At 37.9% G+C, this 12186-nt stretch carries 13 protein-coding genes; 1 reads left to right on the top strand and 12 read right to left on the bottom strand.

From position 1 onward, the window contains the following. Positions 1-69 precede the first annotated feature (69 nt). Positions 70-666, bottom strand: a complete 597-nt coding sequence (recR, locus tag HMPREF1117_RS08590) for a recombination mediator RecR (RefSeq protein ID WP_000966757.1) — start codon at positions 664-666, stop codon at positions 70-72. 10 nt (positions 667-676) lie between these two features. Further along, positions 677-2734: a penicillin-binding protein PBP2B gene (gene pbp2b / locus HMPREF1117_RS08585; RefSeq protein ID WP_081480277.1), complete on the bottom strand. Its 2058-nt coding sequence runs from the start codon at positions 2732-2734 to the stop codon at positions 677-679. Positions 2735-2903: 169 nt separating this feature from the next. On the opposite strand from pbp2b, the gene HMPREF1117_RS08580 reads away from it, so the two are divergent. Continuing rightward, on the top strand, positions 2904-3755 hold the full coding sequence (locus HMPREF1117_RS08580; RefSeq protein WP_000415814.1) for a MurR/RpiR family transcriptional regulator: 852 nt from the start codon (positions 2904-2906) through the stop codon (positions 3753-3755). 15 nt (positions 3756-3770) lie between these two features. Here the strand turns inward: HMPREF1117_RS08580 and HMPREF1117_RS08575 are convergent, their stop codons facing one another. The 10 genes from HMPREF1117_RS08575 to HMPREF1117_RS08535 form a co-directional block, all read right to left on the bottom strand. Next, on the bottom strand, positions 3771-4655 hold the full coding sequence (locus HMPREF1117_RS08575; protein ID WP_000150258.1) for an ROK family protein: 885 nt from the start codon (positions 4653-4655) through the stop codon (positions 3771-3773). A 17-nt stretch (positions 4656-4672) separates the two neighbouring features. Continuing rightward, positions 4673-5590 carry a dihydrodipicolinate synthase family protein gene (locus tag HMPREF1117_RS08570; RefSeq protein WP_001281497.1) on the bottom strand — a complete coding sequence of 306 codons (918 nt, stop codon included), beginning with the start codon at positions 5588-5590 and terminating at the stop codon, positions 4673-4675. Between the two features lie 174 nt (positions 5591-5764). After that, positions 5765-6409: a YesL family protein gene (locus HMPREF1117_RS08565; RefSeq protein WP_000078518.1), complete on the bottom strand. Its 645-nt coding sequence runs from the start codon at positions 6407-6409 to the stop codon at positions 5765-5767. Between the two features lie 57 nt (positions 6410-6466). After that, positions 6467-6679: a hypothetical protein gene (locus tag HMPREF1117_RS12015; protein WP_000866253.1), complete on the bottom strand. Its 213-nt coding sequence runs from the start codon at positions 6677-6679 to the stop codon at positions 6467-6469. A gap of 246 nt (positions 6680-6925) precedes the next feature. Beyond that, on the bottom strand, positions 6926-7378 hold the full coding sequence (locus HMPREF1117_RS08560; RefSeq protein WP_000575440.1) for a YhcH/YjgK/YiaL family protein: 453 nt from the start codon (positions 7376-7378) through the stop codon (positions 6926-6928). A 124-nt stretch (positions 7379-7502) separates the two neighbouring features. Then, a complete protein-coding gene (locus HMPREF1117_RS08555) occupies positions 7503-8342 on the bottom strand; it encodes a carbohydrate ABC transporter permease (protein ID WP_001192120.1) in 840 nt (279 codons plus the stop codon). 15 nt (positions 8343-8357) lie between these two features. Beyond that, positions 8358-9224, bottom strand: coding sequence for a carbohydrate ABC transporter permease (locus tag HMPREF1117_RS08550; protein WP_196793362.1), 867 nt, complete (start codon positions 9222-9224; stop codon positions 8358-8360). A gap of 227 nt (positions 9225-9451) precedes the next feature. After that, positions 9452-10777: an ABC transporter substrate-binding protein gene (locus tag HMPREF1117_RS08545; RefSeq protein ID WP_000672130.1), complete on the bottom strand. Its 1326-nt coding sequence runs from the start codon at positions 10775-10777 to the stop codon at positions 9452-9454. 110 nt (positions 10778-10887) lie between these two features. After that, positions 10888-11586, bottom strand: a complete 699-nt coding sequence (locus tag HMPREF1117_RS08540; protein WP_001135915.1) for an N-acetylmannosamine-6-phosphate 2-epimerase — start codon at positions 11584-11586, stop codon at positions 10888-10890. 241 nt (positions 11587-11827) lie between these two features. Continuing rightward, on the bottom strand, positions 11828-12186 hold a 359-nt coding region (locus HMPREF1117_RS08535; RefSeq protein WP_000420064.1), incomplete at its 5' end, for an SIALI-17 repeat-containing surface protein.

The raw sequence follows: 12186 nt of genomic DNA, 5'->3' as shown, positions 1-12186 counted from the left end.
TCTTGGTAAGATGATTTGATCTGTTGGATAGACAGATAAACTCCACTAAAATGATTTTTAAAAGCCAATCTACAATTCTGTACGATTTTCAATAGCTCGTAATAAAGTGACTTCGTCAGCATACTCAATATCTGCTCCTACTGCTAGTCCTCTTGCTAAACGCGTCACCTTTATCCCTGCTGGTTTGAGCAATCGAGATAAATACATGGAAGTTGCTTCCCCATCTGCAGTCGCATTGGTTGCTACAATAACTTCAGAAACTTCACTATCCATGAGGCGAGTCATAAGACTCTTTAGATTGATATCATCTGGACTGACACCATTCATAGGTGAAATCAGTCCATGTAGAACATGGTAGAGCCCGTGATATTCTTGAATATTTTCCATAGCTGCCACATCTTTACTATCTTCGAGCACCAAGATGGTTGTCTGATCCCTAGTCGAATCCGTACAAATCGAGCATGGATCGTCATCTGTCAAACGACCGCAAATCGAACAGTAGGTCAATTCTCGCTTTGCAGAAAGAAGATTTTTTGCAAATTCATTGACATCATCATCAGACATCCCAATGGTATAAAAGGCTAGGCGAGTAGCTGTTTTAATTCCGATTCCCGGAAGCTTTGAATAACTGTCAATCAACTTGGCAATAGGTGTTGGATATAGCATAATTTCCTCTCTAATTCATTGGATGGTGTTTTTGATAAAGATTGATAATGTCTCGCGCGATTGATGGGCCAACTCCATTTGTTAGATTAGTATTGTGTGGAAAAACAACCGCAACGGCAATCTGTGGATTATCAGATGGTGCATAGGCAACAGCGTTGGTATTGGTAGCTTGCTGACCATTAGCTAAATAGCTTTCAGCTGTACCTGTTTTACCACTAATAGACACCAAGGCCCCATTTGAAAATGCACGCCCTGTTGTCAAGCCACTAGTGCCATGAGCCACTTGATAAAATCCTTGGTGCAATAAACTCAAATCAGATTCTGAAATCTTGACTTTATTCATTTCGGTCGGTTGAAGTTGCTGAATCAAATCTCCTAGCTCTCCCTTTTCATTATTACCATAAATTCCCTCAACAATATGAGGGGCAACACGTACACCATTATTGGCAATAGTTGCTACATACTGGGCCAACTGCATCGGAGTATAATTGTCAAACTGACCAAAAGCATTTGTAATATAATTGGCAAAACTATAATCTTTTGGGATAAAACCAGTTGACTCATCTGGTAAATCAATTCCTGTTGCAGAACCCAACCCATATTCAGCAAAGGTTGCACGTAGTTTACCCATAGCAGACTCAAGATTACTGGTCCCGACAATCATGTTCGGCTGATAGGTCTGTCCCATAAGACCTAAGGCAGTTTGTATCATATAGGTATTTGATGAGTACTCCAGAGCCTGAACTGCCGTAATCGACATTGGTCCAGAAAATGCTGTATACCAAGAATTAATAGGAGATGAACCTTGAAAAACAATAGACTGATCTGTTAGTGTCTGATTACCTGATAAGATACCATTTTCCCAACCAGAACTAATAGTTGCTGCCTTGACAACCGAACCTGGAACATAGACATTGGTCACTGTCCCCAAGGAGTCAGGTGTCAACTCTTCTGTTTTTAAATCATGTTTGATTCCTGACATAGACAAAACTGCACCAGTTTTTGGATTGAGAGCTACTGCATACACTCCTTCAGAATATTTAGCTCCACCATTCCCTAATTCTGAATTAAAATAACTTTTTAGGAGGTTATCAACACTATCTTGGAAAGCTAAATCGATTGTCAGCTTAATATTATTGCCTTTAGTCCCTTCTTCAATATTTTCAACACTTTCCATGTTGCCATACTTATCCAAGTGAATTTCTTTAACCGATCGTTTTCCTTGTAAGTTTTCTTCATATTGTTTTTCCAAGTAAGACGTTCCGACACGGTCATTTAAAGAATAGCCTTTTTTAAGATATTCATCCGCATCCTCTGCTGGAAGACCACTTTTTTCACTGGATACACTTCCTACAATGGATGAGAGTGAAGTATCTAAGACTTTTCGATCCCAGGAAGTAGAAATGCTAACACCAGGTAACTCTTTAGAGGAAGAGGCAATCAGAGCGATTTGAGCATCTGTCAAAGTATCTGTTGCAATACTTCCAGTAGCAAAATTTCCCACCGCATTTAGTTGGCTAAAAAGATAAATTACTTTCTTTTCCTCATCTGTGTAGTTTAGTTGGCTAAGCTGAACGCTTTCAACTGCATTGTTATAAAGTTCTGATTCTGATAGACGATTGCCATCTGAACTTAAGCGTTTATCTTTTGGTAGAGTTTCAACTGTTTTTTTATAAATTTCAGGATCTGCCAAATAATAGTCTGCCAGTTGACGTTCCGTCACATTAGGGGATGTAAGAGTAACATAAGCAACTAATTTTTTTGCAGTTTCTTTCAAATCAGTAGCTGTCATTTTATTGTTTCGAGTAAAGGAAACAACTTGTTTGGCTATATTTTCAACCAAAGGCTTACCGCTAGCATCATAAATCTCTCCACGAGCCGAACTAGTTGTGACCTTGGTTTTACTAGCTGAAGCTAACTTTGTTTCATAAAACTCCTTGTTCAAAACTTGCATATACAGCAAACGACCAATAATGGTCATAAATAGTAAAATGACGATTGAAAACAATAAATTAAGCCGAATCGGAATCGAATGGCTGTTAAATTTTCTCATACAAATCAGTCCCATTTCTAAATAAAATCTTACCTTTCATTGTACCATAATTTAGGGAGAAAATTGTGGAAAAGAAAAATGCTTTTTTAATTTTAGTTCTATCTGAAATATATGTTATAATAAATGTAATCGATAAGTAAAATGGCTTATTTCACTGGATTATACATATAAAGGAGCCTTCCTTATGGAAAAAACTGATATTGCTAGTATCATTGATTTGCACTTTGAAGAAATGACAGACTTAGAGCAAGAAATTGCTCGCTATTTCTTACAAGCAGAAACCGTTACTGATGATTTATCTTCTCAACAAGTGACTCAAAAATTACACGTCTCCCAAGCAGCCCTCACTCGTTTTTCAAAAAAGTGTGGTTTTACAGGCTACAGAGAATTTGTTTTTCAATACCAACAGCAAGCAGGTAAACAAAATCACCATCTTCCTAATCATAGCCCTCTTACCAAGCGTGTTTTAAGAAGCTATCGTAATATGCGTGAACAAACACAAGATCTGATTAATGAAGATCAACTCGAACGAATTGCTCAGTTGATTGAAGATGCGGAACGTGTTTATTTTTTTGGAACAGGTAGTTCTGGGCTTGTTGCTCGGGAAATGAAATTACGTTTTATGCGTCTGGGGGTTGTCTGTGAGGCCTTAACAGATCAAGATGGTTTTGCATGGACAACCAGTATAATTGATGAAAATTGCTTAATCATTGGCTTCTCACTTTCTGGCACAACTCTTTCTATATTGGATAGTTTACTGGACGCTAAAGAAATGGGAGCAAAAACCGTTCTTTTCACTAGTGTACCTAATAAAAATAGTCAGGTTTACACAGAGACAGTTCTGGTTGCCACACATAGTCAACCATCTTACATTCAACGTATTTCCTCTCAACTTCCCATACTTCTTTTCATCGACCTGATTTATGCCTACTTTTTAGAAATCAATCGTGAAAATAAGGAAAAAATTTTTAATAGCTATTGGGAAAATAAAAAACTCAATGGTTACCGTAGACAAAATCGCATTAGAAAATCCTAGTTTGGCTAAGCCAAACTAGGATTGTTTTGTTTTAAAATGATAGTAGGCCCCAAGCATACCTGCGGTATTTTGGTGCTTGGCGAATTCTAATCTTGTTTTCTCAGCTAAACTTGGTACCAAAGCTTCTTTCAAAGCTGTGCGAATCTTGGGTTTAAGAATCGCTTCTTGTCCCATGATGCCCCCACCAAGAATGACTACTTCTGGATTGGCTACATAACAGATATTAGCTAGTCCTTTTCCAAGGTAATCTACCATGCGGTCAATACCTTCCATACAAAGCTTATTACCCTCAGTAGCTTCCTTGAAAATGCGTCGACCATTCCACTGATCAACATCTTCTCCATGTGCGTCAGCTACATATTTCACTAAAGCTGTTGTAGAAGCCAAATCTTGGAAAGCTCCATCTTGCATATGCAAATAACCGACTTCACAGGCCGAATTACTAAATCCATGGAATACTTTCCCATCCATAATCAAGCATCCACCGATACCTGTACCAATTGTCAAACAAACCGTCACACTTGCTCCCTTGCCTGAACCAGATACAGCTTCCGCAAGACCTGCACAGTTGACGTCATTTTCAATCTCACAAGGAATATTAAAGCTAGTTTCAATTTCTTTTTTAAACTGAGTCCCAGCATAGTTAGGAATTTGAGGACCTGCATAGAAAATCTCCCCCTTTTCCGGATCCACCATTCCCGCTGAAGAAATAGCTACCCCTGCTACAGAACCTTTTTCTAAATAGCTGGCTACAATATCTTTGGTTTTTTGTAAGATATGAGGTCCACCTTTATGCGCCTCAGTTGGCATTTCATGGGATTCAACAAGTTGGCCTTCTTGGTCGATCAAACCATATTTAATGTTGGTTCCACCGATATCAATTGCAACGTAGTGTGTCATAAATACCTCCTTATGGATTAGAGGAAGCGCTCCTTGGTTTCACGAATCAAGGCTGCAGCTGCTTCTACAACTGGACGATCTTCTTCAGTCACTGGTGTAAGTGGTGAACGAACTGATCCGATGTTAAGCCCTTCATTAATCTTCAATACTTCTTTAATGACACAGTACATATTGCCATGTGCAGAAGTCAATTTACCGATGATTGCATTGATTGCATATTGCAATTCACGTGCTGTTTCCAAATCTTTGTCTGCAATCAATTGGTTGAGTTTCAAGAAGAGTTCTGGCATCGCACCATATGTACCACCAATACCTGCTTTAGCACCCATGAGACGACCGCCTAAGAACTGCTCATCTGGACCGTTGAAGACAATGTGATCTTCTCCACCAAGACTCACAAAAGTCTGAATATCTTGAACTGGCATAGAAGAGTTCTTAACACCAATAACACGTGGATTTTTCAACATTTCAGTGTAAAGACTTGGCGTCAACGCAACACCAGCTAATTGAGGAATATTGTAGATAACATAGTCTGTATTTGGTGCAGCAGAACTGATATCATTCCAGTATTTAGCAACTGAGTATTCAGGTAAACGGAAGTAAATTGGAGGAATAGTTGCAATGGCGTCTACTCCCAAGCTCTCTGCATGACGAGCAAGTTCCATACTATCTTTAGTATTGTTACAAGCTACGTGAGCTATAATAGTCAATTTACCCTTAGCAACCGCCATGACTTCTTCTAAGATCAATTTACGGTCTTCAACGCTTTGATAGATACATTCACCAGAAGACCCATTAACATAAAGTCCTTGAACACCTTTATCAATAAAGTACTGTACCAAAGCACGTGTACGCTCTGGACTTACTTCTCCTTGATCATCATAACATGCGTAGAAGGCTGGAATGACACCTTCATATTTTTTTAAATCTGACATAGATTTTCTCCTATTATTTTTTTATTTACTGCTAAAGCAGATTTTTTCTTTACTATTTAAGTATACACTTTACAGAAAGGGCTTTCAATATCTTGTGAGAACTTAGATTTTAGTTTCTCGCTTAAAAAATAGTTTTCAAGCTTTTGAAAGTAGTTTTAGAAAATATATTAATTCTTACTCATACTTTGCAAATAACTTTTCCATTAAACCCACCTGCATAAAAGTGAGAAGCCCAAACCCGAAGAGAATAAAAGTGGATCCTCCTAATAGAAGGGTAAAAGCTGATAGATAGAGAACCATTATGATGAGTAAAAGAATGGCTAACATTAGAAAGAACCAAGGGAAGTTTAAACTAGCCAAGATAAGTCCTTTTTGCAAGACTTCTTTCCAAGTCAAATCATAGCGTGCAGCGATTGGATAGCTAGCCAACATCACAATGGTAAGGAAAATCAGAATACCTAAACAAATAGCTTTAACTAATTGAAAAGGAAGAGCTGTTTGTCCCCAGAAGAGATAAAGGTCGGACAGACTTAGTAAGACAATGCTCAACTCTAAAAGACCCAATTGAAAACCCAGCTTTATATTTTGTCTAAAAACTCTTAGATAGGTTCTAAAAACTGGAACACGTCTACTTTTCTTTATCTCAAAAATTGTCTCGTAAAGGCTAATCTTAGCTACTCCAATCGTAACAATAGGCAAACAAGTTACTACAAAGAGAAGATTGACTGTTACAATATCTAAAACCTTCTCACTAATTCGCATTAGAAAATTATCTGTATCAAATGCAGCCTTGATGAGACTTCTTCCTTTTTGTGACATGTTTGCTCCTCCATCATTTTTCTTTGTAAACTGTTTTCTTTTTTGTCAGTAAAGCTTTCATAAGTCCCTACCATGAACAAATCTATTTTTTCTTTTGGATTTTTTTCTATTTTTATCTATGGACATATAATCTATATATATCCCGGACAGCGAAGCAATTAAAATAGTACTCCAAGTATGCTCATTAAATCCATCTAGCCCTCCACGGATTATCATTGCAAGCACTGTCCAAGCTAACATATTCAATAAAAAAATTAAAAGTACCTTCATTCTCATATTTTAAAAGTTTATACAACCATATACATCAACTAGATTCACATCTATTTGTAAAATCTTTGTCAGTAATCCTAATCTCGCTACCGCATCCATAAATACTCTGCTGAACTTCAATCCAGCCATACACCTGACATTTACGAATAAACATACTGACAATAAGACCTCATCTCTCTACCTCACAAAGATTAATTTCATGATAGATCATTGTCAAAGGTCTACAAAAAACAATTCATACTATTTTTAATCAATCAAAATTTTAAAGAGATATTTGCGAACCGTCTCTTCCATACCTGCATAGCCATTTGGCTGGTGCGGTTCTCCTGGGAAGAAAATTGCAAAGTTGTGATAACCCAACAAGAGTGGGTATTTTTCATGACAATGAACAAAGCCAATGTCACTCGCTTCGTCGAATGCTACTGCCTCGTCTTTGATACGTGAACCGTAGCTCGAATATTCATGTCCTTCTACCAGCAAATGCAAATCTGCATAGTTCTTATGGTGTTCAAATTGATCATTTTCAGCTTGATTGAGGACATTTTCCTGAACAACTAGAAATACTTTGTCTTCATCGATTTCATATTTACCTAGTTCAAATGAATCTTTACGATGCTCATAGAGATAATCGATAGCCTTATCTAGATTGGGATGTATCCCTTTGTAAAAGGTAATGTTTTTCAAATCGTCAAAAATCATTTTTTTCTCCTTTAAAAATCATCATTAAGCGATTAAAACTAACACCTCCAACAGTCTTAGATACTGTCGGAGGTTTTTAGATAGTGTTAGTAATAGCAAACTTATACTGTCTACGAACTGCTTCTTAACCTTTGACAGCTCCCATAGTGATACCTTGTGTGAAGGATTTTTGGAATACTAGGAAGACTGTAACGATCGGAACAGCAGCAAGAGCTGCACCCGCCATAATCAAACCATAGTTAGTTGCCATTTCGGCCTGCATAGTCGCAACACCAAGTGAAATGGTCAAGTTTTGACGTGAAGTCAACATAACCAACTGCATGAAGTAGTCGTTCCATGTATTGATGAAGGTAAAGATTGCAAGAGCTGCAAATCCTGGCTTCACAATAGGGAAAGCTACGCTCCAGAAAGTACGAATCTCACCACAGCCATCAATCTTAGCTGATTCAAGAAGTTCTGTTGGGATGTTTTCACTAAATTGTTTCATGAGGAAGACCCCAAATGGCCATCCGATTAATGGCAAGATAACAGCCCAGAGGGTATCATGGATTCCCATAAAGTTGACGATACGTACCAATGGTACAAGGACAACCTGTTTTGGAAGAGCCATGGCTGCAATAAAGATTGCAAAAAGAATGCGTTGACCATAAAAACGTTTTTTTGCTAGTACATAACCTGCTAGAGAAGAGGTTGCACAAACCAAAAACATAGTTACAAGTGAGATAAATACTGAGTTCCACATCCACTGCAAGGCAGGGTTTTGCACCATAAGTTGTTGGAAGTTTTCCATGGTTGGCATTTTAGGGAACCACTGTGGTGGAATAACGATTGTATCTGGTTGAGATTTAAAGGCACCTGTCAAAATCCAGTAGAACGGAAAGATGAACAGCACGGTCAACAAGAGCAAGATAATAGTTGAAATAACAGTGAAAGCTGTTAATGGTTTCTTTTGTGTAGATTGCATAGCTGTCTCCTTTCTTTAGTATTCTACGTCGTTTCCAAGTACTTTAAATTGAACAAAGCTTACGATAGCGATCATAACTGCTAGGAATACACCGATTGTGTTGGCATATCCATACTCTGTCAATTGGAAGGCCTTTTCATATAGGTAGTACATCAAAGTACTTGTTGAGTAGTTTGGACCACCTGAAGTCAAAAGCTGAATCAAGGCGAAACATTGGAATGAGTTAATTGTTGTAATGATTGCGATGTATAGAGTTGTTGGAAGAAGGCTTGGCCATTTAATCTTCCAGAAAACTTGTAATTCAGTTGCACCGTCAACTCGAGCTGCTTCAACCAATGAATTGTCGATATTTCCCATCGCTGCGATATAAAGGATAATCGGCTGACCAACAGATGTTGTCAAAAGGATAATCATAATCGCCATCAAAGCCCAGTTTTTATCTCCCAACCAAGAAATGTTTTGGCTGATGATGTGGCTTGACTTAAGGACAAAGTTTAGAATCCCTGATAGTGGATCGTAGATCCATTTCCAAACAACTGTTACGGCAACACTACCTGTTACAACTGGTAGGAAGAAGACGAAACGATAGAAAGATCTAGCAATAGCATTTTGATGATAGGTTTGAGATGCTACAAAGAGTGAGAATAGAACAACAACTGGCACAGACCCAATAACCAGAATCACGGTATTGATCAAAGACTTCATAAAGACTGGGTCTTTAAACATACGAATGTAGTTGTCCAAACCCACAAACTCAAATTTAGTCATTGAGTAGTTAAAGAAACTTGTAATGAATCCCATAATCATAGGAGCCAATACAAATAGGACAAAGAAGAATAATACTGGTGCTAGGAATGCGTAGGAAATCACTGTTTCCCGCATACGAATTTTATTGACTTTCACAGTCGGCACCTCTCTTTCACAAATAGAATATTTTGGATTTTCTTGAACTTTTTTAAAATCAAAATGAAATTTTTTAAGATTCACTTACGTAAGAACTTCATTTTAATTTTCATGAAACTGTTCTTAATATTTCAAATAAAAGCCTCCCTTTTCTTACATAGGCTATGTACAGGGAAAAGGGAGGAGTCAATCTGAATTAGTGCTTATTATTTTGTAGCTTTTTTAATTGTTTCGTTAGCTTTTTCAGTGAAGGCTTTCAAAGCATCCGCTGGTTTTTCGTCACCATTTGATACAGATTGCAACATTGGGAACCAAAGTGTTCTCATTTCAGCAAAGCCATTGATAGTGTTGTAGTATGGTGAGTAGTATTTAGTCCAAGCACTGATTGTTTCCATACGTTTGTCTTCATAAAGTTTACCAAATGAAGTACGAACTGGGAAGGCACCTGTACGAACAACGTCTTTTGGACCCCATTCTTTATCATCCGCGATAAATTGGATGAATTTCTTAGATGCTGCAACTTTCTTTTCATCTTTGTTGTTGAATACTGCAAATCCATTTACAAGGTATTCAAGAGCTGGTTTACCAGATTCTGATGGGAACGGTACTTCTACAACTTCTACTTTACTTGCTTCCAAAAGTTTTCCTTGGATACCGTTTTGAGCTGGTGCCCAAAGGATTGTGTAAGATGTTTGTCCGTTCGCAAAGTTTTGGATATCTGCACCACCGTCAAATTGTGAACCATTGTTCAATAAACCATCTTTAATCCAGCCCGCTGCTTTTTCAAGACCTTTGACAAATTTAGGATCATCAGTTGTATATTTTGTTACTTCTTTATCTGTTACAGAAGCTCCATAAAGATTAGAGATAAAGGCACGTGTTCCTTGGTCTCCCCCTTGACCAGAACTGAACAATGAACCTGGAGTGTATCCTTTGTCTTTAAGAGCTTTCAGAACTTTTTCAAAGTCATCTGTTGTCCAGCCTTCTTTTACAAGATTAGCAACTCCAGCATCTTCCAACATTTTCTTGTTCATAGCCATATAGAATGGTGCTGAACTGATTGGATACATATAAGCTTTATCTCCAGCTTTACTTGCTTGTACGATGTTTTCATTGTTAACATCCTTGACAAATTCATCTGTGAAGAGGTCATTCAACTCAGCCAATTTACCATTCTTACCGTATTGGATGATACGTCCTGGAGCGTCAAAGAGTACGTCTGGAGCAGTACCTGCTTCAATAGCTGTAGTGATTTTTTCAGGACCTGACTTGAAGTCAATTGTTTCCAATTTAACTTTTACATCTGGATTTGCCTTTTCAAAAGCTTCGATGATTGATTTTTCATAAGTACCAACACCGTCACCAGTTTTTTCTTGTGTGAAGACTGGGAATGCCCACCAAGTGATTTCTGTTTTTCCGCTATCTCCGCCAGATTTTCCAGCGTCTTTGCTTCCTCCAGAATTGCCACAAGCAGCAAGGCCAAGAACCGCAGCACCCGCAAGTACTGTACAAGCTAGTTTTCTAAATTTCATTTGTATTCTCCTATTTTTATGAGCGTATCCAAAATGGATAGTGAGCAATTGTTGTATACGTTTTTAATTATTTTGACGCGTCCACCACTCTCCTCTGTTTTGAGATTGTGTTATTTAAGACCGGCAACAAAGCGTTCTGTAATCTCTTTTGGTCTTGTTATTGCTCCACCAACAACGATGCCTCTTACTCCATATCCATGGATTTGTTTGGCTTGTTCTGGTGTATGTATCTTTCCTTCTGCAATAACGTCCACACCTGCATCACAGAGCTTTTTAATTAGTTCAAAGTCTGGACCGTCAACTTTTGGACTATAAGATGTATAGCCTGATAAGGTAGTTCCTACAAAATCAATTCCTGCTTCAACCGCTGCAAGACCTTCTTCAAAGGTACTTGTATCAGCCATCAAAAGCTGGTTAGGGTATTTCTCTTTAACCTGACGAATAAAGTCCTGAATTTCTAACCCATCATAGCGTTCTCGCTTGGTACAATCCAAAGCAATCACCTCAATATCTAGTTCAGCTAATTCATCAACTTCCTTCATAGTAGCAGTAATGAAAGGCTCTTGTGGTGGATAATCTCGTTTGATAATCCCGATAATCGGAAGGTTTGTTACTTCCTTAATTTCTTTGATATCGCGAACACTATTTGCTCGAATACCGACTGCTCCACCTTGCTCAGCCGCTTTAACTAGCAAGGGGATTACTCCTCCCGCTTCCGTATAAAGTGGCTCGTGAGGAAGGGCCTGACAAGAAACGATGATCCCATCTTTAATTTGTTCAATCAAAGCTTCTTTACTCATTTGTGGCATCCTTTATCCTCCTTCTCTTTGTTTTTATGGCTTTATTATATATCATTTTTAAAGCGCTTTCAATACTATGTATTAGAATAGATTTCAGTTTCAAAAGTATTTTATAGAACAGCTTAGTTTGAAAGTAGTTTCAGAGGTGTAAAATTACTATAAAAAGGGTGAATGAATTTAAAAAGACAGCAAGAATGAAACTTGCCATCTTTTCGTTGTGAATGATGATGATCATTTTATTAAGCAAAAACTAATCTTTTCGTTTTTTTCCTAAAGTCAAGACAGATAAGAAAGACGTCATCAAACCAACAGAAACTAATGTAGCTGTCTCCTTACTTCCGGTATTTGGAAGCACTTTTTCACGAGCCACCGGAGCTTGGTAAGTTTTATCTTGGATTACAGATTGAGAAACAAGAGGTACAGGTTCCTTATGATCTGAACGTTCATGTACTACCGCATCAGCAACACCTGATATTCCTTGTTTTTCTTTTACACTATCTATCTTAGCTGTGTATTCTGGAACTTCATGGATTGCTGCTTCCGTTCCATTAACGCCACCTTTATACTCAGGCGATTCATTCGAAGCTGCTAGGACATAATTTGCTCCCT

The sequence above is a fragment of the Streptococcus sp. SK643 genome, from assembly GCF_000259505.1.
Lineage (GTDB): Bacteria > Bacillota > Bacilli > Lactobacillales > Streptococcaceae > Streptococcus.
This window is presented reverse-complemented; position numbering and strand designations above follow the sequence as displayed.